This window comes from Streptomyces gilvus (assembly GCF_022513565.1).
In the GTDB taxonomy this organism is placed as follows: Bacteria; Actinomycetota; Actinomycetes; order Streptomycetales; family Streptomycetaceae; genus Streptomyces; species Streptomyces gilvus.
Genome location: NZ_JAKWBE010000041.1, coordinates 34,133 through 54,461, shown reverse-complemented (window position 1 = coordinate 54,461; position 20,329 = coordinate 34,133). Strand labels below are relative to the sequence as shown.

At 72.3% G+C, this 20,329-nt stretch carries 23 protein-coding genes and 1 pseudogene; 7 read left to right on the top strand and 17 right to left on the bottom strand.

Going from position 1 to position 20,329, the window contains the following annotated elements; translation table 11 throughout:
• Nucleotides 1-180: 180 nt before the first annotated feature.
• Nucleotides 181-843 (bottom strand): SDR family NAD(P)-dependent oxidoreductase, encoded by a 663-nt coding sequence (locus tag MKW14_RS37650; RefSeq protein ID WP_240870786.1) that lies wholly within the window; start codon nt 841-843, stop codon nt 181-183.
• Nucleotides 844-976: 133 nt separating this feature from the next.
• On the opposite strand from MKW14_RS37650, the gene MKW14_RS37645 reads away from it, so the two are divergent.
• Complete coding sequence (locus MKW14_RS37645; protein ID WP_240870785.1) at nt 977-1,822, top strand: helix-turn-helix transcriptional regulator; 846 nt, start codon at nt 977-979, stop codon at nt 1,820-1,822.
• A 52-nt stretch (nt 1,823-1,874) separates the two neighbouring features.
• Here MKW14_RS37645 and argG read toward each other — a convergent pair whose 3' ends face one another.
• The 8 genes from argG to MKW14_RS37605 all read right to left on the bottom strand — a co-directional run bounded on the left by argG (nt 1,875) and on the right by MKW14_RS37605 (nt 10,212).
• A complete protein-coding gene (gene argG / locus MKW14_RS37640; RefSeq protein ID WP_240870784.1) occupies nt 1,875-3,329 on the bottom strand; it encodes an argininosuccinate synthase in 1,455 nt (484 codons plus the stop codon).
• 327 nt (nt 3,330-3,656) lie between these two features.
• Entirely contained in the window at nt 3,657-3,872 is a 216-nt protein-coding gene (locus MKW14_RS37635) for a PLDc N-terminal domain-containing protein (protein WP_240870781.1), read from the bottom strand.
• Between the two features lie 10 nt (nt 3,873-3,882).
• Entirely contained in the window at nt 3,883-4,512 is a 630-nt protein-coding gene (locus MKW14_RS41420) for a DUF3887 domain-containing protein (protein ID WP_240870779.1), read from the bottom strand.
• 82 nt (nt 4,513-4,594) lie between these two features.
• Nucleotides 4,595-6,652 (bottom strand): beta-galactosidase, encoded by a 2,058-nt coding sequence (locus MKW14_RS37625; protein WP_240870777.1) that lies wholly within the window; start codon nt 6,650-6,652, stop codon nt 4,595-4,597.
• Between the two features lie 29 nt (nt 6,653-6,681).
• The gene (locus MKW14_RS37620) at nt 6,682-6,870 is read right to left on the bottom strand and encodes an ABC transporter permease family protein (RefSeq protein ID WP_240870776.1); all 189 of its coding nucleotides are present in this window, start codon (nt 6,868-6,870) and stop codon (nt 6,682-6,684) included.
• A 330-nt stretch (nt 6,871-7,200) separates the two neighbouring features.
• The gene (locus MKW14_RS37615; protein ID WP_240870797.1) at nt 7,201-8,319 is read right to left on the bottom strand and encodes a LacI family DNA-binding transcriptional regulator; all 1,119 of its coding nucleotides are present in this window, start codon (nt 8,317-8,319) and stop codon (nt 7,201-7,203) included.
• Between the two features lie 218 nt (nt 8,320-8,537).
• On the bottom strand, nt 8,538-9,413 hold the full coding sequence (locus tag MKW14_RS37610) for a fructosamine kinase family protein (protein WP_240870774.1): 876 nt from the start codon (nt 9,411-9,413) through the stop codon (nt 8,538-8,540).
• A gap of 61 nt (nt 9,414-9,474) precedes the next feature.
• Entirely contained in the window at nt 9,475-10,212 is a 738-nt protein-coding gene (locus MKW14_RS37605) for an ANTAR domain-containing protein (RefSeq protein WP_240870773.1), read from the bottom strand.
• A 132-nt stretch (nt 10,213-10,344) separates the two neighbouring features.
• Here MKW14_RS37605 and MKW14_RS37600 point away from each other — a divergent pair, with 132 nt between their 5' ends.
• Entirely contained in the window at nt 10,345-10,695 is a 351-nt protein-coding gene (locus tag MKW14_RS37600) for a helix-turn-helix transcriptional regulator (protein ID WP_240870771.1), read from the top strand.
• Nucleotides 10,696-10,734: 39 nt separating this feature from the next.
• On the opposite strand, the gene MKW14_RS37595 is transcribed toward MKW14_RS37600, so the two are convergent.
• Entirely contained in the window at nt 10,735-11,385 is a 651-nt protein-coding gene (locus MKW14_RS37595; protein ID WP_240870769.1) for a phosphoribosyltransferase, read from the bottom strand.
• A gap of 159 nt (nt 11,386-11,544) precedes the next feature.
• Between MKW14_RS37595 and MKW14_RS37590 the strand changes: the two genes are divergently transcribed.
• On the top strand, nt 11,545-11,847 hold the full coding sequence (locus MKW14_RS37590) for a hypothetical protein (protein WP_374116655.1): 303 nt from the start codon (nt 11,545-11,547) through the stop codon (nt 11,845-11,847).
• Nucleotides 11,848-11,866: 19 nt separating this feature from the next.
• On the opposite strand, the gene MKW14_RS37585 is transcribed toward MKW14_RS37590, so the two are convergent.
• Nucleotides 11,867-12,631 carry a hypothetical protein gene (locus tag MKW14_RS37585; RefSeq protein ID WP_240870768.1) on the bottom strand — a complete coding sequence of 255 codons (765 nt, stop codon included), beginning with the start codon at nt 12,629-12,631 and terminating at the stop codon, nt 11,867-11,869.
• A 75-nt stretch (nt 12,632-12,706) separates the two neighbouring features.
• A complete protein-coding gene (locus MKW14_RS37580; protein ID WP_240870767.1) occupies nt 12,707-13,132 on the bottom strand; it encodes a CBS domain-containing protein in 426 nt (141 codons plus the stop codon).
• Between the two features lie 78 nt (nt 13,133-13,210).
• Between MKW14_RS37580 and MKW14_RS37575 the strand changes: the two are divergent.
• Nucleotides 13,211-13,483: pseudogene (locus tag MKW14_RS37575) on the top strand (acyltransferase); the annotation flags it as partial.
• A 169-nt stretch (nt 13,484-13,652) separates the two neighbouring features.
• On the opposite strand, the gene MKW14_RS41725 reads toward MKW14_RS37575, so the two are convergent.
• Nucleotides 13,653-13,991: a winged helix DNA-binding protein gene (locus MKW14_RS41725; protein WP_374116654.1), complete on the bottom strand. Its 339-nt coding sequence runs from the start codon at nt 13,989-13,991 to the stop codon at nt 13,653-13,655.
• Between the two features lie 297 nt (nt 13,992-14,288).
• Here MKW14_RS41725 and MKW14_RS37565 point away from each other — a divergent pair, with 297 nt between their 5' ends.
• Nucleotides 14,289-14,693, top strand: a complete 405-nt coding sequence (locus MKW14_RS37565) for an ATP-binding protein (RefSeq protein WP_240870766.1) — start codon at nt 14,289-14,291, stop codon at nt 14,691-14,693.
• An 89-nt stretch (nt 14,694-14,782) separates the two neighbouring features.
• Here the strand turns inward: MKW14_RS37565 and MKW14_RS37560 are convergent, their stop codons facing one another.
• Genes MKW14_RS37560 through MKW14_RS37550 form a run of 3 tightly spaced genes read right to left on the bottom strand, consistent with a single transcriptional unit; the run spans nt 14,783 to nt 16,954 of the window.
• The gene (locus tag MKW14_RS37560; protein ID WP_240870764.1) at nt 14,783-15,346 is read right to left on the bottom strand and encodes a PadR family transcriptional regulator; all 564 of its coding nucleotides are present in this window, start codon (nt 15,344-15,346) and stop codon (nt 14,783-14,785) included.
• Nucleotides 15,347-15,396: 50 nt separating this feature from the next.
• Nucleotides 15,397-16,062, bottom strand: a complete 666-nt coding sequence (locus MKW14_RS37555; RefSeq protein WP_240870762.1) for a GDSL-type esterase/lipase family protein — start codon at nt 16,060-16,062, stop codon at nt 15,397-15,399.
• 31 nt (nt 16,063-16,093) lie between these two features.
• Entirely contained in the window at nt 16,094-16,954 is an 861-nt protein-coding gene (locus MKW14_RS37550) for an NAD(P)-dependent oxidoreductase (protein ID WP_240870794.1), read from the bottom strand.
• A 143-nt stretch (nt 16,955-17,097) separates the two neighbouring features.
• On the opposite strand from MKW14_RS37550, the gene MKW14_RS37545 reads away from it, so the two are divergent.
• Entirely contained in the window at nt 17,098-17,694 is a 597-nt protein-coding gene (locus MKW14_RS37545) for a TetR/AcrR family transcriptional regulator (protein ID WP_240870760.1), read from the top strand.
• A 125-nt stretch (nt 17,695-17,819) separates the two neighbouring features.
• A complete protein-coding gene (locus MKW14_RS37540; protein ID WP_240870758.1) occupies nt 17,820-19,193 on the top strand; it encodes a Tat pathway signal sequence domain protein in 1,374 nt (457 codons plus the stop codon).
• Nucleotides 19,194-19,221: 28 nt separating this feature from the next.
• On the opposite strand, the gene rutA is transcribed toward MKW14_RS37540, so the two are convergent.
• On the bottom strand, nt 19,222-20,307 hold the full coding sequence (rutA, locus tag MKW14_RS37535; protein WP_240870791.1) for a pyrimidine utilization protein A: 1,086 nt from the start codon (nt 20,305-20,307) through the stop codon (nt 19,222-19,224).
• Between the last annotated feature and the right edge of the window lie 22 nt (nt 20,308-20,329).

Below are 20,329 nucleotides of genomic sequence, written 5' to 3'. Positions count from 1 at the left end.
CCCGATCTTCGACCTGGTCGACTACGGCGTGGTCGGCGACCTCTTCGACGTCGTCCCCCAGCTCACCGAGGAGATCAACACCCGCAAGGGGTAACGCCGTTCAGGCTGCCCGGGCCAGGCGTCAGGACGACCTGGGCAGCTATGGCCGCCATGGCCGCCATGGCCGGTTCATCCGTGCGATCACCAGGGCAGGCGCCCGTTGACGTCGAAGTAGCCGCCGGTCGGGCCGTCGGGGCCGGTCTGCGCCATCCGCACGATGATCTCGGCGCCCTCCTCGACGGTCTGCGTGCCCGTGTTGCCGTTCAGGTCCGTCTTGGTGAAGCCCGGTTCCACGGAGTTGATGCGCATCTTCGGGAACGCCTTGGCGAACTGCACGGTGAGCATGTTGAGCGCGGTCTTGGAGGTCGGATAGGCGACGCCGGGATAGAAGTGGGCGGGGTGCTCCGGGTCGGAGAGGTAGGTCAGCGACGCGAGTCCGCTGCTGACGTTGACCACGACCGGCGCGGCCGAGCGTTCCAGCAACGGCAGGAACGCGTGCAGGACCCGGACGACGCCGAAGACGTTGGTCTCGAACGTGGTGCGCATGTGGTCGGCGGTGACGGTCGACGGGACCGGCACGCTGTTGTCCTCGGTCCGGGTCTCCATGCCGGCGTTGTTGATCAGCACATCGAGTCCGCCGTCGGCCTCGATCGTCTTGGCGGCGGCGTTCACGGAGGCGTCGTCGGTGACGTCGAGCTGGACGAACCGGGCGCCGACGTACACGGTGTGGCCCGCTGCGACGAGCCTGCGGGCGGTCTCGAAGCCGAGACCCTTGTTCGCTCCGGTGATGAGTGTTGTCGTCATGCCGTCCACTGTCCGCCGGCAGGGCGGGGTCAGCCAGAAGACCCTTCTTCCTGGGACTGGCGGTACTGGGACTGCCGGTACGGGGACTGCCGGTACCAGGCACAGGTACGGCCGACGGTGTTCACTGGGTGGCATGACGGCGACGGAACTCGGACAGGCGCTCAGGCGCTGGCGCGACCGGGTCGCCCCGGACGCGGCCGGACTGCCCACCGGCGGGCATCGGCGTGCGGCCGGGCTGCGGCGCGAGGAGCTGGCCCTGCTGGCCGGGATCTCGGCGGACTACATCACCCGGCTCGAACAGGGCCGTGCGACGAACCCCTCCGCGCAGGTCGTCGAGGCGCTGGCGCGGGCGCTGAGGCTGTCGGCGGACGAGCGGGCGTATCTGTTCCGGCTGGCGGAGCTGGTGCCGCCGGGTCCGGAGGTGGTGCCGGCGTTCCTCACCCCGAGCGTGCAGCGCCTGATGGACCGGCTCGGGGACACGCCTGTCGGTGTCTCCGACGCCGCGATGAACCTGCTGGTGGCCAACCCGATGCACGCGGCGCTGATGGGCGATCAGTCCGGCCTGCGCGGTTTCGAACGCAACGGCGTGTGGCGTGCCTTCACCGGGGCGCCGACCCGGGTGCGGCACACCCCGGAAGAGCGCCGCGCCTTCGAGATCGGCATGGTCGCCGAACTGCGGGCGACCGCCGCGCGGTACCCCGCCGACCGTCAACTGCGGCGGATGATCGCCGAGTTGCGTGGCCGGAGCGAGCGGTTCGCCGAGCTGTGGGACGCGGGGGTGGTGGGCCGGCTGGACGCCTCCCACAAGACGATCGACCATCCGCAGGCGGGGTCGCTGACCCTGGACTGCGATCTGCTCAGGGTGGAGGGGAACGACCTCCACATCCTCGTCTACTCGGCCGAGCCGGGCACCGAGGCGGCCGAGAAGCTGCGCCTGATCTCGGTCCTCGGCACCCAGAACCTGGTCGAGAGGCCCTGAAGACGGATGCCGGGTCGGTGACGACCCGGCATCCCCTGTCCTGCTGTCCGGCTCAGTCCGTGCCGGACTCCATGGCCGCGCGGTCCAGCAGCGCGTCCTCCTCCGAGACCTCGCCGCGGGAGGCGATGGCCTCGGCGCCGCCCTCGGGCAGCTCGGGCATGGTGCCGATGAGCCCGGTCGCGGCGGCCTGGGAGGCGCCGATGGTGGGGCTGCCGGTGCCGATCAGGCCGAGGCCGACGTACTGCTCCAGCTTGGCGCGCGAGTCGGCGATGTCGAGGTTGCGCATGGTCAGCTGGCCGATCCGGTCGACCGGGCCGAACGCGGAGTCCTCGGTGCGCTCCATCGACAGCTTGTCGGGGTGGTAGCTGAACGCCGGGCCCGTGGTGTCGAGGATCGAGTAGTCCTCGCCGCGCCGCAGCCGCAGGGTGACCTCGCCGGTGATCGCCGAGCCGACCCAGCGCTGCAGCGACTCACGGATCATCAGCGCCTGCGGGTCCAGCCAGCGGCCCTCGTACATCAGCCGGCCGAGGCGACGGCCCTCGTTGTGGTACTGGGCGAGGGTGTCCTCGTTGTGGATGGCGTTGACCAGGCGCTCGTAGGCGGCGTGCAGCAGGGCCATGCCGGGGGCCTCGTAGATGCCGCGGCTCTTGGCCTCGATGATCCGGTTCTCGATCTGGTCGGACATGCCCAGGCCGTGGCGGCCGCCGATGGCGTTGGCCTCCATCACCAGGTCGACGGCGGTGGCGAACTCCTTGCCGTTGATCGTCACCGGGCGGCCCTGGTCGAAGCCGATCGTCACGTCCTCGGGGGCGATCTCCACGGCCGGGTCCCAGAACCGGACGCCCATGATGGGCTCGACGGTCTCGACGCCGGTGTCCAGGTGCTCCAGGGTCTTGGCCTCGTGGGTGGCGCCCCAGATGTTGGCGTCCGTGGAGTAGGCCTTCTCGGTGCTCGCCCGGTAGGGCAGCTCATGGGCGAGCAGCCACTCCGACATCTCCTTGCGGCCGCCGAGCTCGGTCACGAAGTCCGCGTCGAGCCAGGGCTTGTAGATCCGCAGGTTCGGGTTGGCCAGCAGGCCGTAGCGGTAGAACCGCTCGATGTCGTTGCCCTTGTAGGTCGAGCCGTCGCCCCAGATCTGGACGTTGTCCTCGAGCATCGCCCGCACCAGCAGCGTGCCGGTGACGGCGCGGCCGAGCGGCGTGGTGTTGAAGTAGGCGCGGCCGCCGGAGCGGATGTGGAACGCGCCGCAGGTCAGCGCGGCCAGGCCCTCCTCGACCAGCGCGGCGCGGCAGTCGACCAGGCGCGCGATCTCGGCACCGTAGGTCTTCGCACGCCCGGGCACCGAGGCGATGTCGGGTTCGTCGTACTGACCGATGTCGGCGGTGTAGGTGCAGGGGACGGCGCCCTTGTCGCGCATCCACGCGACCGCGACCGAGGTGTCGAGGCCGCCGGAGAAGGCGATGCCGACGCGCTCGCCGGCGGGAAGGGAGGTGAGGACCTTGGACATAGCAAGAGTATGCATCAACTCGCATGGTCATGCAAAGCCCGATTCCGCGGACCTCACCGGAGCCGCACGTCGGCTCCCCCGCACCGAGGGCGAAACCTCACGTGGACTCCCGTACGACCAGTCGGCACGGCACCGTGTGCACACCCGGAACCGGCCCCGAGTCGATGGCCTCCGGGCCGGCGGGCGAGGAAGCCGTCGGCCTGGAAGGAGTGTTTCGGGCAGGCCGTCGCCCTGGGGCGGGCCGGCCACTACGTGGTCGGCCCGCCCCAGGGCGACGGTCTTCTCCGGCGCGCGTCACCTCCGGCGAGGCGTCGCGAGCACCGGCGCCTATCGGTTCCCGCTGCGGCCGAACCGCAGGTACGCGATGAGCCCGAGGACGTTGCCGAACGCGCAGAGGGCCAGCCAGGCCTGGGGAGTCAGGTTCCGGGTGTCGGGATGCCGGGCGACGTCGATCATGCAGAGAACAGCGGGGACGAGCGCGATCAGCGGTCCGATCGCGACCCACGGCGAGGGCGGCGCGGACGCAAGAAGCTCGGTGGACATGGATCGCCGACTACGGGGTCTCGGGCGCGAGGATGAACATCCCGGCGACCTTCTCGTCCGTGTCGAAGGCGACCCGGGCCTTCATGTCGCCTGCCTCGTAGCACAGCGGGATGTCGACGACCGTGTGGTCGCCGATGCGCCGGACGAACGGTTCGCCCGTGCCGAAGCCCTCGAACGCGCCGACCAGACCGGCGACGGTGGCGAGGCCGTCACCCCGCACCTCGTCGGTGAACGCGGCCAGCACCTGGTCGTTGAACGAGCGTCGGGCCTCGTCCATCCGGCCTTCCAGGACGTCCTCGACGATGCCGCGGGCACGCTCCGCGGCGTCCGTCATGGTCACCGTCTTGTCCATGGGTTCTCCCGTCCGGGGGTCGATGGGCTTGCCGAACCGCTGAAAGGCGGCCTGGCGGGTGACACCGAGCAGGTCCCCGATCTCCTGCCAGGTGTGGCCGGCGTCCCGCGACTGCTGAACGCACAGCTTGAGCACCTGTTCCGCGAGTGCGTCGACGCCCTGGGAGCGCCGGACCAGTTCGAGATAGTCCGGCGCCGTCAGCGGGCTGCCCACCGCTTGAGCGAGAACGGTCGACTGTTCGGCCAGCAGGGCGCTCAGGTCGGCGAGACTCGGAGAGGAATCGGGCACATGTAAAGGCTTCCTTGACAGCCACTCCTTGTCAAGGAAACCTTTACAGGACCGGGGCAGATGACTCCGGCCGGTGCCGCCGTTACTCCTCGAGCACCTTCACGTCCCAGGGCCCCAGCGGCACGCCGTCGTCGTACACGGTGCCGGTGTCCGACAGCACGTCCCGCAGGGGACCGGGGACGGGCACGGACACCGGCTCCCACGACCAGTTGTGCAGGAAGCGGACCCGGCGGCCGTCGGGGGCGGTGGCCGTGGTCGAGGTGACGCTCGGGTGGGCGGGGCGCCAGGAGCCGGCCGGGGCGGTCCAGTCGAGCAGGGCGCGGGCGAAGGCCGGGTCCGGGACCGTGCCGACGTAGGTGACGCGGCCCTTGCCGTGCGGGTGCGTGGTGACCGCGGGCCAGCGGCCGAAGTGCGGGTGGACGTACGCGGCCAGTTCCTCGGCGCCCTGCGGGCGCAGACCGTCCGCCCAGTGCAGGGCGTGGGCCTCCGGCGGGAGGGCGAGGGTGGCGGTGCCGGTGACCGGGAGGGGTCCGGCGAGGTTGCTGAACTCGTCGTACGTCACCCCGGCCGCGTCCGCCAGACGCGCGGGCTGGGCGTCGGTGTGGGCCCGGGCCTCGTGATCGGCGTAGGCGGTGCGGGGACCGAGCAGAAGGTGGCCGCCCCGCTCGGCGTAGGCTCCAAGACGGTCGAGGACCGCGTCGTCGGCCGCGTAGTAGGCGGGGACCACCAGGACGGGAGGCAGGTCGGCGTCGGCGAGTTGGCCCGGGTGCAGGATGCGGGACTGCAGGCCCGCGTCGAAGGCGCCCCGGTAGAAGGCGTCGAAGATCCTCTCGTACGAGCGGGCGTCCGGGCCGCCGTCCGCGTCGGCGAGGGGCGGCTGCCCCTGCAACGCCCATTTGCTGGGGCCGTCGTAGAGGAAGGCGATGTCGGCGTCCGGGGTCAGCTGGGCCACCAGGTCCCCGGCCTTCTCCAACTCGGCGCCGAGAGCGGCCAGTTCACGGTAGACCCGGCTCGGCCGGCCGTTGTGCGGGAGGATGCCGCCCCAGTAGGTCTCGGCGCCGAAGTGCAGGGTGTGCCAGTGCCAGTACTCGATCATCGAGGCACCGCGTGAGATCAGCGCCCAGGCGGCCTGGCGCCACTGGCCGTCGTATGCGGGCCGGTTGTTCCAGGGATAGCCGATGGCCTGCGCGTCGGTCTCCGTCACCAGGAAGGGCTCCTGACGGGAGGAGTACATGCGGTCGGCGCTGCGGTAGAGGGCCCAGGTGCCGTTGGTCGTCCAGTCCTGGCCTGAACGGGACCGGTCGGGCAGGGCGAGGGCGTCCTGCATCGTGTAGTAGGGGTTGCCGGCCGTGACGTCGAGGCGTTCGGTGAGCCGGTCGTCCTCCACGCCCGGACGGTCGTAGGAGATGCACGTGGTGACGAACTGGCCGGGGCGGGCGTACTCGCGGACGATGTCGGCCTGCCAGGCGATGAACTCCGTGACCAGACGGGCCTGGAAGCGGCGCCAGGCGAGGTCGTACTGCGGCTGGACGTTGCCGTCCGGCCGCCACAGGTCGGCCCAGGTGGACAGCCGGTGCGACCAGTAGACCAGCCCCCACTCCCGGTTGAGGGTCTCCACATCGCCGTACCGCACGCGGAGTTCGTCGGTGAAGCGCTGGAACACGCCGTGGTTGTGCAGGAGATGCAGGCCCGGTTCGTTGTCGACCTGGAAGCCGATCACGGCCGGGTGGTCGGCGTACCGTGCGACGACCTTGCGGATGATCCGTTCGGCGTGGAAGCGGAACGCCGGGTGGGTGATGTCGACCTCCTGGCGGGCGCCCCAGCCGATGCGCTCACCCGTGCGTGCCTCCCCGGCGATCTCCGGGTACTGGCGGGCCAGCCACGGCGGCACGGCGTACGTCGGCGTGCCCAGGATCACCGAGATGCCCCGCTCGTGCGCGCCGTCGAGCACCGGCTGCAGCCAGTCCAGGTCGAACCGTCCGTTCTCCGGCTCCCAGGTCGACCACACCGATTCGCCGACCCGGATGACCGTGAAGCGTGCCTCGGCCATCAGGTCGAGGTCGTCCTTGAGCCGCTCGTGGGGCTGGTACTCGTGGTAGTAGGCGGCGCCGAAGAGGACTCGGCGAGGAAGCTGGAACATCCTTCTCCCATACGTTGGTTGATTGGGCGTCAGCCTTTGACGGCACCCGTGGCCAGTCCTTCGAGGAACTGTTTGCGCAGGACGCCGAAGAGGGCGACGGCGGGTACGACGGCGATGACGGCCCCGGCGAGGACGAGGTCGTACTGCCGCTGCTCGGAGACGAACAGGATCTGCAGGCCCAGCGGCAGGATGCACTGGGAGCTGTCGGTGACCAGCACCAGGGGCCACAGGAAGCTGTTGTATCGGGTGTGCCGCGTCCGGCGACGGCCTGGGCGAGCAGCTTGGTGACCAGGTCGGGAGCGGCGGCGCGGGTGACCTTCAGGTGGTGGCGGAAGTCGGTGAGCCGGTCGGCCTCGGGGATGCCCTTGCGGAAGAAGGCCTCGTATCCGGGGTCGTGGGTCCACAGGGAGAGCTTCACGTCGCCGGAGGTGCGGGCGGTGGTGGTGCCGGCTCCGCAGGCGGTGAGACCGGCGGCGGCGGCGCCGGGGCCGAGGGCGCCGCGCAGCAGGGCGCGGCGGGAGGGGGATGCTGGATACACACGTGACTCCTCACGCGGTGCGGCTACGGATGGGCGCGTGCGCGGCCGTCCCCGGGCGGCGCAGGCGGGCCGGGCCGTCCGGGCCCGCGGCCGGGGTGCCGGGGCCGGGCGGCCGGGGTTCAGCGGCGGGGCGGGGCGGGGCGGGGCTGCGGGCCGGTCCGGTGGAGGCCCGTACGGTCAACTCGACGGCGGGGGCGATGGGTCGGGTGGGAGTGGGCCGTCCTTCGATCATGGCGACGAGCACGTCGATCGCGCGCTCGGCGACGACGGTGAAGTCCTGGCGGACGGTGGTCAGGGGCGGTGAGAGGTAGGCGGCGGCGGGGATGTCGTCGAAGCCGACGACGCTCACACCGTCCGGGACGGACAGTCCCGCTTCGGTGAACGCCCGCAGCGCACCGATGGCCATGTCGTCGTTGGCGGCGAACACGGCGGTGACGTCGGGGAGTCGGGCGAGCCACCGTCCTGCGGCGTACCCGGTGGCCGGGGTCCAGTCGCCGGCCTCGGGCAGGGGCGGTTCGGGGGCGCCGGCGGCGGCGAGGGCCTCGCGCCAGCCCCGCACCCGGTCCCGGGCGGCCCACCAGTCCTGCGGACCGGGGATGTGCCAGACGGTGCGGTGGCCCAGGGAGAGCAGGTGCTCGGTGACGATGCGGGCGGCGAGGGCGCCGTCGGCGCCGACCACCGCACGGGCGCCGCCGGTCTGTTCCAGCCCCTCCGCGAGGCTGACGACGGGCACGTCCGCGCTGATCCTGAGCGGGGTGCCGTCGTCGATGGGCTCGGACAGGACGATGCCGTCCACGCCCTGCTCCAGCAGCGCCGCCACGGCGACCGGGACGCGCTGCCCTTCCAGGGTGCCGGCCACGGCGAAGGAGTAGCCCGCCCGCTGCATCGCCCGTTCCAGCGCGATGAGCAGCGTCGAGGGACCGTACAGGGCGGTGCCCAGGGAGACGACGCCGATACGCCGGTAGCGGCCCAGGAGCAGGGCGCGCGCCGCGTTGTTCGGGCGGTAGTCCAGCTCCTCGATGACCCTCAGCACGCGGTCGCGCACTTCGGGGCTGACGTGCGGTTCCCCGTTGACCACCCGCGACACGGTCTTCTGCGAGACACCGGCCGCGCGGGCCACCTCGGTCATGCCGGGGCCGCGACGGCGGCGCCCGGAACCGTCCGGGGCCCCCTCGGTTCTGCTCGTGGCCATGCGCTCTCCTGCGGATTCCCTGTCGTGACTACGTAGTCAATCGAGCCCGGCCGCGAGTGCGGCCGCTTTGACTACGTAGTCATGCCAGTGTCGGGAAGAACGGGGGCCGCGTCAATGATCGGTACGGAGACGAAGCCGCCGACGTCGGTTCCGGGTCAGCGAGCGAGCGCCGCCCGGGTGACGGTGAGGGCCTGTTCGGCGTAGGAGCGGCCGAACAGGACGGCGTGAACCAGCAGGGGGAAGAGCTGGTGCAGCCCGACGCGGTCCCGCCAGCCGTCGGCGAGCGGCGCGGCCTGCCGGTAGCCGTCCAGGACGTGGTCCAGGTGCGGGCAGCCGAAGAGGTGGAGCATCGCGAGGTCGGTCTCCCGGTGGCCGCCGTGCGCGGCCGGGTCGATCAGCCAGGCGTGGCCGTCGGCACCCCAGAGCACGTTGCCGTTCCACAGGTCGCCGTGCAGCCGGGCGGGCGGTTCGGCGGGTCCAGCCAGGTCGGGCAGCCGCTCGCAGAGGCGCTCGACGGCCGACGTCTCGGCGGCGCGGATCACGCCCCCGTCGACCGCGGCCCGCAGATACGGCAGCACCCGGTGCTCGGCGTACCAGCGGGGCCAGTCGGCGCCGGAGACGTTCCGCATCGGGGCGAGCCCGATGTACGCGTCGACGGGTCCGTCGGGCGGCGGCGCCCCGAACGCGGGGGCACCGGCCGCGTGCAGTGCGGCCAGCTCGCGCCCGAACTCCTCCGCCGCCCGTGCCGTCGCCCGGCCTTGCGGTACGAGGTCGGTGACCAGCCAACTCCCTTCGCACCCATGGACGTTCGGAACGCGGACGGTGCCCGCGTCCGCCAGCCAGCGCAGTCCCGCCGCCTCGGCCCGCGCGGCGCCGGGCTCGCCGGCCCGCTTCACCAGCGCCAGCCCACCGCCGTCGAGGGCGACCTCGGTGACCGCACCGGACAGCGGGCGCTCACCACGCACCGCACGCCCGGTCAGCCGCGCCGCCGCCGCACCGGGCCCGTCTCCGGCCGGCGCCCGTCCGCTCATGCGGTGCGCCGCCGGACGGTCCCGGGGGCCGCGGGGCCCATCGTCGAGGATCCGGGCCGGCTCACGCGGGCGGAGCCTCCATCACCCGGCGGGCCTGCGTGACCGCGGCCGCGACCTGCTGCTGGATTTCCTCGGGCAGCGGCTTCCCCTGCACCGCGCCCACCAGGTCCTGCGCCAGCACGTGCAGCTTGGTGTTGGTGTTCTGCGACGTCGTGACGAGCACGGTCCACGCGGCCTCCGGAGTCAGGTTGAACGTGGCCATCAGAATGCCCCGGGCCAGATCGATACCGGGCCGGGTCCGCATGGCACGGCGCAGCTCGGCGACCTCCCTGCGCAGTTCGCCGTCGACGTCCACGCGCGGGACACGCTCGTCCGGGGCGGCCCCCGCGCTCTTCGAGGCGGGCGCGGCCTGCGGGAACAGCTCCCAGGCGCCGGTGAGTTCCAGGAGCCGGTCGACCGAGGGGCAGCTCACGCGCAGGGTCACCGTCTTGCCGTGGTCCATGGCCCGCCGCCGTAGATCGAGCAGCAGGTTGAGCCCGGCGCAGTCGCAGAACCCGACCTCGCCCAGGTCCAGGTCGACGCCTGAGGCGGAGCCGTCGAGCGCCTCCTCCAGACCGTCCCGCAGCTGCCGGCTGCCGAAGTCGAGCTCGCCGTCGATCCGGATGGCCGTGCGCTCGCCGACCGGCAGCACATGGATCCCCGCGAGGCACGGCGACACGGACGACGGGCCACCGCCGACCACCGCGTCGTCGGTGTCCTGCGACGTACGGGGCTGCGCCGCGTGCGCAGGCTCCGGCATGGCGCCTCTCCCTCGTGTGCTCGCCTGCCTTCGACGTCAAGGTTCCCCCCATCGGCCCACATACGTCAACCAATACAGGAAACGCAGTACGTGTTTTTGAATACGTGAACACTGGGCCGCTAAAGTGGGGGCATGGATGGAGTGCCCGAGCCACACACCGGATGGACGTTCATCACGAATCACGCGCGGGTGCTGGCCGCCATCGCCGACAACCGCAGCGCCCGCATCCGCGACATCGCCGCCCACTGCCGCCTCACGGAACGCGCCGTCCAGAAGATCATCGCCGACCTGGAGCAGGCCGGATACCTCTCCCACACCAGGGAGGGACGCTCCAACACGTACCGCATCGACCCCAGCAAGGTGCTGCGGCACCCGGCCGAGGCCGGTCTCACGGTGGCGTCGCTGCTCTCGCTGCTCATCCAGGCCGAGGCGGACCGCACGACCAGCGCCCAGCCGGGCTCCCGCCCGCACGCCTCGGCCTGAGCGAACGGCGGTCCCGGCCGACCCCGGTGGCCGCGCAGATCAGCGGTCGGCGGTCTCGCCGAGGGCCGTCAGGACGTCCTCGTCCGTCAGCTGCTCGAACTCCTCGTAGCACAGGCCGACCGCCATGAAGTCGTCCGGCCGCTGCAGGCAGATCACCGCGTCGGCCTCCGCCCTCAGCTGGTCCGCGGCCTGCGGGGAGCAGACCGGGGCGGCCAGCACGACCCGCTCGGGTCCCTGCCGGCGTACGGAGCGCAGGGCGGCGCGGGCCGTGACGCCGGTGGCGAGTCCGTCGTCCACCACGATCACGGTGCGGTCCGCCAGGTCGGGGGCAGGACGGTCGTGCCGGTAACGGCGCCTACGGCGCCGGAGTTCATCGCGTTCCCGCTCGACGACGGGCGCGAGTTCGCTCTCGGTCAGGCCCAGCCGGTCCAGGGCGTCGTCGTCGAAGAGCGGCTCGTCGTCGCCGGCGATCGCGCCCACGCCGAGCTCCTCCTGGAAGGGGGCGCCGATCTTCCGTACGACCAGCACGTCGAGCGGGGCGTCCAGGGCCCGCGCCACCTCACGGGCGACGGCGACCCCGCCTCTCGGCAGGGCCAGGACCAGGGGGTGGGGAAGCACGCCCTTCTCCTGCTCGATCCGCAGCCGTTCGGCCAGTTCCCGCCCGGCGTGCCTGCGGTCATGGAACTGCATCGCGGTCGTCACCCCTTCCGCACGACGTCCACGCTCTGCTCCCCGCCTACCCCGCGAGCCCCGGCCGATGCACCGCCCCGGGTCGCGCGTGCGGGTCATGTCCCGCCGCGGCGGGGGTACCCGTGCTGGTGAACGACCTCTTGTGAGGATCTTGAGGAGATGACTCGGATGCTGTTCCTCGGACTGCTCCTCCTCGGCGCGACGGGCGCCTTCACCGCCCTGGCGATCGCCGGCAACCTGTCCGGCGGCCCCGAGTACTCGGTGTCGGTGCTGGACCACCACATCGCCACCCTGAACACGCTGGCGATCTTCAGCTCCGGCCTCGCGCTGGCGCTCCTCTTCTGCCTGGGTCTGGCCATGGCGAGCGGGGGCGCGCACCGCCGCCACCGCACCCCGCGGTCGTACGACACGGGCGCGAACAGTCACCTCGACGAGATGATGGGCCCGGACACCCGCGCCTGACGCGGCACCGAAGTGCCTCTCACCGGTCCCTCAGCTGTACGAGGTGGTGGAGCACCGGCATCGCGGCCGTGCGGTTCTCCCGCAGCGTGGGCCCCAGGAAGCGGTAGAAGCTGGGCTTGGTGAACTGGCGCAGGGCGACGGCGGCCAGGCCCGCGTCCCAGCGGGCGTGGGCGACGAAGCTGTAGTCCGACGCGCTCTCGTCCAGTGGCTGGAGCAGCACCGAGTTGTCCAGGCCCGTCTCGGCGGCGTACCAGCCGGCGAGGTGCTCCCACAGTTCGGCGGTGCGCCGCGGGTCCTCCCCGACGAAGTAGGTGAACTGGAACAGGCCCTGGTGTCCCCGGTCCACGTCCGCCAGGCACTTGGCGCAGCGGGCGGTCATCTCGTGCACGTCCCGGGCCGCGTGTTCCAGGCGTCGGCGCAGATGACGGTAGGCGACGCTGTCGCGTACCGGGGCGATGTCGTGCGGTGTCCGGGTCTCCACGAGGAGGACGACGTCGTAGCGGGCGCGGTGCAGTCCCTCGGGCGGGTCCCAGCCGACGGCGGGCGCGAGGGCCGCGGCCCGGTAGACGCTCGCCCGCTTCACCTCGGTCAGGCTGGCCAGGTCCTCCGCCTCGGCCCGCAGCAGGTCGAGCAGGTGGGACTTGCCCCGGCTGTGTCCCGGCCTGCCGACTCCGCCCGGGGGCGGCTCCACGGCGGCGGCGAGATGCAGATAGCCGGTCGGCGGCGGCTCGGCGAGCCGTGCCCGGGCGAACTTGGGGCGCGGATGAACGAGTGTGACGCTCATGGGAGTCTCCCGCGGGAGGATGCGGTCCCTGACCGTGCGCCTACCCGCGAGCGCGAGCCCTCACGCCGGGCGCGCTCAATGGTTCGGGGCGGCCCTGCTGATGTCCGCGAGGGCCGACTGGGGATCCTCGGTGGTGGCGAGATCGCCGATGCTGACCACGCCGACCGGGCAGCCGCCGCGCTCGACGACCGGGAGGCGACGGACGGCGTACCGGCCCATCAGCTCGATGGCGCGGTCGGTGGTGTCGTCCGGCGACAGGGTCGCCACCGGCGGCGGGGTGCAGACGGACCCGACGGTCGTGTGCTCCGGGTCGAGTCCCGCGGCCAGGGCCCGGATCACGATGTCACGGTCCGTGAGCACGCCGAACAGATCGCAGTCGTAGGCGACGAGTACGTCACCCACGTCCCGCTCCCGCATCACACGGGCCGCGCGTGCCACGGTGGTCATGGGTTCGACGGCTGCCGCGCCGGGCGACATCACGTCTCGTATCTTCCGGGTCATGGGGACCTCCCGGGTGCCGGAGAGAGCACAGGTGGCACCAGCCGCGTAGCCCGCACCGGCCCGGATAAACCGCGCACGCGCTGCGACGGCTACCGCACGGCCGACATCGGGGCCTGGGCCGAGCGACAGCTGACGGCCGCCGCTCTCTCCCGCTGGCGGGACGGCAAGGGCATCGGCTTCGGCGCGGGCGGCCCCGGGCCCGAACCGGGCCTGCAGGGTACGGAGATGTGGCTCGCCACCATCTGGTACCTCGCCGACCTCCCGGGCCGCTCCGACGAGCTCGGCTACCGCCCCCGCGGAGTCCACCGGCCGGAACGGGCCCGCACGGGTCTGAGCCGGCAGACCGGTTGAGGGCCGAGGCGTGCGTACGGTGCCGCGGGAGATGAGCCGGACGAAGAAGCGGCGGCCGGGCGGAGCCGTACTGGCCGTCACCGGTGCCGCGGTGGCGGCAACGGCGCCGAGCCGGCGGTGGCCGCAGCGGGCGGGCGCCGAGCCGGCGGTGGCGGCAGCGGGCGGGCGCTCACCTGCGCCGCCACGGCAGCACCGTAGGGTCGTCCGCCTTGTCGACGCGGTGCAGGGCGTCGCTGATCGTCTCGCCGATCTCCGCGAGCTGCCGTACCTGCTCGGGTGTGAGGGCGTCGAAGACCGCGCGGCGGACGGCCTCCACATGGCCCGGGGCGGCCCGTTCCAGCAGGGCGTGGCCCTCGCCGGTGAGGGCGGCGAGCCGGCCTCGGCCGTCGGCGGTCTCTCCCCATGCCTCGTCATGCTGCCGGAGCCCCCGGCGAAGCCGCTCCGCGAATCCCCGGCCCCAACCAATCCGTGCCCGCGGCGAGATTTCAGGAACGCCGTGTTCGGCCATTCTGGCCAGGTGCGGGCATATGCCAGACGGTTCGGCAGGGCGCTCCCCAACCAGCCCCCGCCTGCCGAAGAGGTATGCGGCCATCGCCCGACATGCCGCCCGAACTGCCGTTTTCCTCGCATACGGCGGACAGTGGGAGCCGTGTGCCGCCTCAGTGCCCGCCTCGCACGCCCCCGCGTTACCGGCGGTCCCGGGGTGGCCGGAATCAGTCGGGTATCGGGTCCGCAGTGACATTGACCTGTCACTGTGCGCTCTTCAGTGGGGAGGCTTTCGGTGTTGACAGGGGAGGGATGCTTTGTGCTGAGACGAGAGGCCTTCCGGGTGCCCCGGCACCCGGCTTCCGTGGGCTTCGCCCGGCATCGGGTACGCCGTCATCTGGCCACGTGGGGACATGGCAAGGATGACGCGATCACGGAGAACGTCGTGCTGCTGGCCTCCGAGCTGGCGGCGAACGTCGTCCGTCACGGACCGATCCTCGAGCGGGAGTTCGAGATATCGGTGACCGCGCGGGCCGACGGCTCCTGCTTCATAGCGGTGTCCGACCAGAGCCCGGCCCGCCCCGTGCTGCGGGACGCGCCGAGCCCGGACGACGAGCGCGGCCGCGGACTGCATCTGGTGGACCAGCTGGCCCGGACCTGGGGGGTACGGGACCGGGGACGCAACGGCAAGACCGTGTGGGCGCTGGTCGGCGCGTCCGGATAATCACCGCGAACTCCCGACGCACGTCGTCGACCGGGGGGTCGAGGGTCGTCGACCGGGGTGTCGAGGAAGGGCCCGCCGACCGCCCTTGGTCAGTGCGCGGCCGAGCGCTGGTCGAGCCGCTTCAGGGCCGCCTCGCCCCACTGCACGTTCGCCCGCTCCAGCGCCAGCCCGCCCAGCAGGGTGAGGTAGGGGCCGATGCGCTCGGCCTGCGTGAAGTACTCGTCCTCGCTGCGGCCGTCCAGCAGCCGCTCCCTCAGCCGCTCGTAGCGGGCCAGCTTCGCGGTGGCCCGCTCGACCCGCTCGGCGACCGCGGCCCGTACGGCGTCGAGGTCGCCGATGTCGACGCACTGCACCTTGACCATCAGTTCGTCCCGGATGGCCAGGGGCTTGGACGGGGTGGCCAGGATGTAGTCGCGCAGGACCTCCAGGCCCGCCTCGGTGAGGGAGAAGAGCCGCTTGTTGGGGCGGCGCTCCTGCTGCACGACCCGCGCCGAGACCAGCCCCTCGCCCTCCATGCGCTCCAGCTCCCGGTAGAGCTGCTGCGGGGTGGCCATCCAGAAGTTCGCCACCGAGGCCTCGAACCCCTTGGCGAGGTCGTACCCGGACGCCTCACCCTCCAGCAGTGCGGCCATCACCGCGTTGCGCAACGCCATTGCCCCAAACTAACACCGCGTTGATTAATCAAAGAGGTGACTAAACCCCCCTAAGGGGCGCGCGGCTGTACCGACATGCGGCACCGCCGCAGGGGCGCGACCAGCCACAACGACGCCGCAGACGCCAGACGGCAGACCGGATCGCGGCACTCCCAGCGGAGCGCTTCGCCCCGGGAGCGGCCGCGTACGCGGCGGACGATCCAGGGGCCGAGGAAGGTTCCGGCCCAGCGCCCTTCGGCGCCGACGGCCCGCGGGCCCGAGCGGGTCGCCGCGCCGGGCGGCAGGGGCCGGGTCCAACTGTCGTCGCTGTCCGGCAGCGCGAGGGCGTGGGCGAGCGCGGCGGCGATCAGCGCGTGGCCCTGGGGGCCGGCGTGCCGCCGGTCGGCGCTCCACAGCCGCGGATCTGTCACCGCCGGATGGCGCGAGGAGTCGGCCACCACGACCCCGTGCCGCCGAGCTGCCTCTCGGATGGGGGCGTTGAGCGCGAGGACCCGGGGCGCGAGCGACCGGGCCGGCGGGGCGATGCGGCCGATGTGGGGGAAGGTGAGCGCGGCCACGCGGGCACCCCGTGCGGTGAGCGCGGCGAACGTCGCCTCCAAGGTGGCCGGCGACCTCGTCGGCGTCGAACCGGGGCCGCAGGCGTCGTTGCCCCGGCGACGACCGTTGGCGAGGTCGGGCTCGAGCGCCAGGGCGGGCCCCAGTCGCTCGGCCCGCACCTGCCCGGCGGGCCGGCCGCGGACGGCGAGGTTACAGCGTCGGCCGGTCCGCTTCGTCGGTCCGGGATTCCAGGGCGTGCAGCACGGCCACCATGTCCTCGCCGCCGTGCCCCTGCTCGACGGTCTCTCCGAAGAGGGTGTGGCAGACGTCGAGGAGGGGTGAGGCCAGGCCGGCCTTGCGGGCGGCCTCGGCGATCAGCCGGTTGTTCTTCAGTACGTCCGCGGCACCCGCCTGCACCGCGAAGTCCCGGGCCAGCAGCTTCGGCGCCTTCATCCGGGAGACCGCGCTCGCCATCGGGCCCGCGTCGATGACGTCCAGGAACAGCCGCCGGTCGAGGCCGTGCCGGTCGGCGAAGTGGAAGGCCTCCGTCAGACCGGTCACCAGGGTGATCAGGAACAGGTTCACCGAGAGCTTCATCAGCAGGGCGTCCGGTACGGCACCGCAGTCGAACGTCTCGCGGCACAGGGGAGCGAGCAGCGGCCGTACCTCCGCGACGGCGTCGCTGTCGCCGGCCAGCATCGCCACCAACTGCCCCTGTTCCGCCGGGACGCGGGAGCCGGAGACCGGCGCCTCGACATAGCGCCCGCCCGCCGCCCGTACGGCGTCCTGCAGGCCGCCCGAGTACTCCGGCGCGGTCGTTCCCATGTGGACGACGGTGCGTCCCGCGAACCGCGCGGTGAAGTCCGGTGTGCCCCGGCCGAGGACGGCGTCCATCGCGGCCTCGTCGGCGAGCATGAGGAAGACGACGCCCGCCCGGGCGAAGACCTCGGCGGGGCCGGCGGCGACCTCGGCTCCGGCCGCCCGCAGGGGCTCGCAGCGGTCCGGCGTGCGGTTCCAGACGAGGAGCGGTGTTCCCGCGCGGGCGAGGTTGAGCGCCATCGGGCGGCCCATCACCCCCAGGCCGACGAATCCCACGTAGTCCACGATGCACCGCCGTTTCCGAGCCGCAGCTGCCGACTATGACCGTGGTCATAGTAGCCGTGTCTATGACCACGGTCATAGGGTGTCCGCGGAGACGTCGAAGGAGGTCGGGCATGGCGGAGTCCGAACGCGGGCCACGGGAGCGGATGGTCTTCAGCGCGGCCCAGCTCATCCGGCGCGAAGGCGTCGGGGCCACCGGGATGCGCGAGGTCGCCGCGCACGCCGAGGCCCCGCGCGGCTCGCTCCAGCACTACTTCCCGGGCGGCAAGGAGCAGTTGGTCGACGAGGCGGTGGGCTGGGCGGGCCGCTACGCGGGCCGGCGGATCGCCCGTTTCCTCGCCGGACTTCCGGAGCCGACGCCGGGCGGGCTGTTCGCCGAGATGGTGCGGCAGTGGACGGACGAGTACGAGAGAGAGGGCTTCGCGGGCGGCTGTCCCGTCGCCGCCGCCACCGTGGACTGCGCCGAGTCCAGCGCGTCCACCCGGGAGGCGGTGGCCACCGCGTTCGCCACCTGGACCGGGCCGGTGGCCGAGGCCCTGACGGACATGGGCGTACCCGGGGAGCGGGCCGGCGCCCTCGCCACGCTCATGATCAGTGCGCTGGAGGGCGCCATCCTCATCTCCCGGGCCGAACAGGACACCCGCGCCCTGACGACCGTGGCCCGGGAGCTGGGCCCCCTCCTCGACGCCGCCACGCACACCGCCGGTTGACCGCTGCTCCTCAACCGACCCTTGCGCCACAGTCGTTGACCGCGCTGCGACGGCGACAGCAGAATGGGCCCGCCACCGTTTGAGAGCGCTCTCAAGCGCGAACCGTCACATGCCCAGGGAGACCCATGACCGGCAGCCAAGGCCCCGGAATCAGCCGCCGTGCGCTCATCGGGACCGGAGTCGGCGCGGGCGCCGCCCTCCTCACCGCCGGGACCGGCACCGCCGAGGCGGCGAGCGGCCCCTCCGCCCCGCGCCGCGCCCTCTCCTTCCTCGCCGCGGCCATGGACGCCTACCCGGACCACGGCACCGTCCGCCTGGCCCAGAGCTACACCGACCAGGCGGGCCTGTTCAGCACGGCGTTCACCTACGACAACGCCCTGGTGATCCTGGCGAACCTCGCCTCCGGCACGGCGGACGGCCGCACCCGCGCCACGCTCCTCGGGGACGCGCTCCTGTACGCGCAGGCCCATGACCCGGGCTACGACGACGGCAGGCTGCGTCAGGCCTACAACGTCGGCCCGTACACCTTCTACGACGGCTCGGCCCAGCCGGACGGCTTCGTCCGGGCGGACGGCACGGCCAACGTCGGCACCCAGTTCGGCTTCACCGGCACCGCGGTGGGCGACATGGCGTGGGCCGGCATCGCGCTCGGTGCCCTCGCCGGGCGGACCGGAGAGCGCCGGTTCCTGACCGGCGCCGTGCGGATCGGCGAGTGGATCGAACGCAACGCCCGCACCGACGAGGCGCTGGGCGGCTACAAGTTCGGGGTGAACGGAGCGAACGAGAAGCAGCCGTTCAGCTCCACCGAGCACAACACCGACCTGGTGGGGCTGTTCGGCAGGCTCGCCCGGCTGACCGGCGACCGGGTGTGGCGGGAGCGGCGGGCCTGGGCGAAGGCCTTCGTGGAGCGGATGTGGGAGCCGGCCGGCGGCTTCTTCTACACCGGCACCAACGACGGCGTGACGATCAACAAGTCACCCGTCCCCGAGGACACCCAGACCTGGACCCGCCTCGCCCTCCCCTCCCCCGCCCACGCGCGCTCCGTGGACTGGGCGGCGGCCCACCTCGCCGTGCTGGACACGGCCGACCGCCCCAACAGCACGGTCCCGGCGGGACAGTCGTACGAGGGCGTCACGTTCAGCTCGGCGAGTCCGGTGGCGAACGAGGACGCGCCGATCGCCACTGGACAGCCGAAGCCCGACCGCAACGGCGTGTGGTTCGAGGGCACGGCCCATCTCGCGCTCGCCCTGCGCGACCGCCGCGCGCCCGGCGACGAGGCGCGCGCCCGACGGCTGATCGCGTCCGTCGAGCGCGCCCAGGACCTGCTCGGCGGCGGCCAGACCCTCGGATCCGTGACGGTGGCCGAGCGGTCCGGTGTCGTCTCGGCCAGCAGTCCCCTCGACACCGGTTTCGGGTTCGGCTACTACCCGTACCGGCACACCGGCGCCACCGCCTGGTACCTGCTGGCCGTCGCACGCGCCAACCCGCTGCGGGGCTGAGTCGGTTCGCCCCCGCTGCGGGCCTGAGTCAGTTCGCCGCCACGGCGCGCTCGGACCGGGAGCGCATCAGCGGCTGGATGCGGGTGCCGAAGTTCTCCAGGCCTTCGAGGAAGTCGTCGAAGACGAGCATGATGCCCTTGGTGCCGGGGACTTCGGCGATCTCGTCGAGCATCCGGGCGACGCTCTCGTACGACCCGACGAGCGTGCCCATGTTGAAGTTGACGGCTCCTTCGGGGGCCACGATGGTGCGGGCGGTGGAGGAGTCGTCGGCGGTCGTGTCCGTGGCCGACTCCCCCGCCATGTAGGCCAGGGCCGCGTGGTCGGCGTGGTCGTGGTAGTCCTGCCACTTGGCCCGGGCGGCCTCGTCCGTCTCGTCCGCGATGACCATGAACAGGGAGAGCGCGCCGACGTCCCGGCCGCTCTCGCGGGCCGCCTCCACCAGTGCGGCCGTGGTGTCCGAGAAGGCGAGCGGGGTGTTGACGCCGCTGCCCAGGACGAAGTTGTAGTCGGCGTGCTCGGCGGCGAAGCGGATGCCGGTGCCGCTCTGGCCGGCGGCGACGATGTCGATGTGCCCGTCCGCCGGGCGCGGGGAGAGCACGCAGTCGTCCATCTCGTAGAACTCGCCCTTGAAGTTGCTGACGCCCTCGCGCCACAGCTCCTTCATCACGGTGACGTACTCGACGGCCCGGGCGTAGCGGTTGCCGAAGTGCTCGTCGCCGGGCCACAGGCCCATCTGGCCGTACTCGCCGGGCGCCCAGCCGGTGACGATGTTGACGCCGAACCGGCCGGGGGCGATGGAGTCGACCGTCACGGCCATGCGGGCGACGATGGCCGGCGGCAGGGCGAGGATCGGTGTCGAGGCGTAGAGCCTGATGCGGTCCGTCACGGCGGCCAGGCCCGCCATCAGGGTGAACGATTCGAGACAGTGGTCCCAGAACTCCGTCTCGCCGCCGAAGCCCTTGAGTTTGATCATCGACAGGGCGAAGTCGAGGCCGTGTTCCTCGGCCTTGCGCACAACCGCCTTGTTCAGCTCGAACGTCGGCATGTACTGCGGTGAGCTCTTGGAGATGAGCCAGCCGTTGTTGCCGATGGGGATGAAGACACCGATGTCCATGCCGCTCCTCATGATCGGAAGC

Coding starts and splice junctions, on each gene's coding strand:
- MKW14_RS37650 (WP_240870786.1), bottom strand. CDS start 843: ATGACGACAACACTCATCACCGGAGCGAACAAGGGTCTCGGCTTCGAG.
- MKW14_RS37645 (WP_240870785.1), top strand. CDS start 977: ATGACGGCGACGGAACTCGGACAGGCGCTCAGGCGCTGGCGCGACCGG.
- argG (WP_240870784.1), bottom strand. CDS start 3,329: ATGTCCAAGGTCCTCACCTCCCTTCCCGCCGGCGAGCGCGTCGGCATC.
- MKW14_RS37635 (WP_240870781.1), bottom strand. CDS start 3,872: ATGTCCACCGAGCTTCTTGCGTCCGCGCCGCCCTCGCCGTGGGTCGCG.
- MKW14_RS37625 (WP_240870777.1), bottom strand. CDS start 6,652: ATGTTCCAGCTTCCTCGCCGAGTCCTCTTCGGCGCCGCCTACTACCAC.
- MKW14_RS37615 (WP_240870797.1), bottom strand. CDS start 8,319: ATGACCGAGGTGGCCCGCGCGGCCGGTGTCTCGCAGAAGACCGTGTCG.
- MKW14_RS37610 (WP_240870774.1), bottom strand. CDS start 9,413: ATGAGCGGACGGGCGCCGGCCGGAGACGGGCCCGGTGCGGCGGCGGCG.
- MKW14_RS37605 (WP_240870773.1), bottom strand. CDS start 10,212: ATGCCGGAGCCTGCGCACGCGGCGCAGCCCCGTACGTCGCAGGACACC.
- MKW14_RS37600 (WP_240870771.1), top strand. CDS start 10,345: ATGGATGGAGTGCCCGAGCCACACACCGGATGGACGTTCATCACGAAT.
- MKW14_RS37595 (WP_240870769.1), bottom strand. CDS start 11,385: ATGCAGTTCCATGACCGCAGGCACGCCGGGCGGGAACTGGCCGAACGG.
- MKW14_RS37590 (WP_374116655.1), top strand. CDS start 11,545: ATGACTCGGATGCTGTTCCTCGGACTGCTCCTCCTCGGCGCGACGGGC.
- MKW14_RS37585 (WP_240870768.1), bottom strand. CDS start 12,631: ATGAGCGTCACACTCGTTCATCCGCGCCCCAAGTTCGCCCGGGCACGG.
- MKW14_RS37580 (WP_240870767.1), bottom strand. CDS start 13,132: ATGACCCGGAAGATACGAGACGTGATGTCGCCCGGCGCGGCAGCCGTC.
- MKW14_RS41725 (WP_374116654.1), bottom strand. CDS start 13,991: ATGGCCGAACACGGCGTTCCTGAAATCTCGCCGCGGGCACGGATTGGT.
- MKW14_RS37560 (WP_240870764.1), bottom strand. CDS start 15,346: ATGGCGTTGCGCAACGCGGTGATGGCCGCACTGCTGGAGGGTGAGGCG.
- MKW14_RS37550 (WP_240870794.1), bottom strand. CDS start 16,954: ATGGGCCGCCCGATGGCGCTCAACCTCGCCCGCGCGGGAACACCGCTC.
- MKW14_RS37545 (WP_240870760.1), top strand. CDS start 17,098: ATGGCGGAGTCCGAACGCGGGCCACGGGAGCGGATGGTCTTCAGCGCG.
- MKW14_RS37540 (WP_240870758.1), top strand. CDS start 17,820: ATGACCGGCAGCCAAGGCCCCGGAATCAGCCGCCGTGCGCTCATCGGG.
- rutA (WP_240870791.1), bottom strand. CDS start 20,307: ATGGACATCGGTGTCTTCATCCCCATCGGCAACAACGGCTGGCTCATC.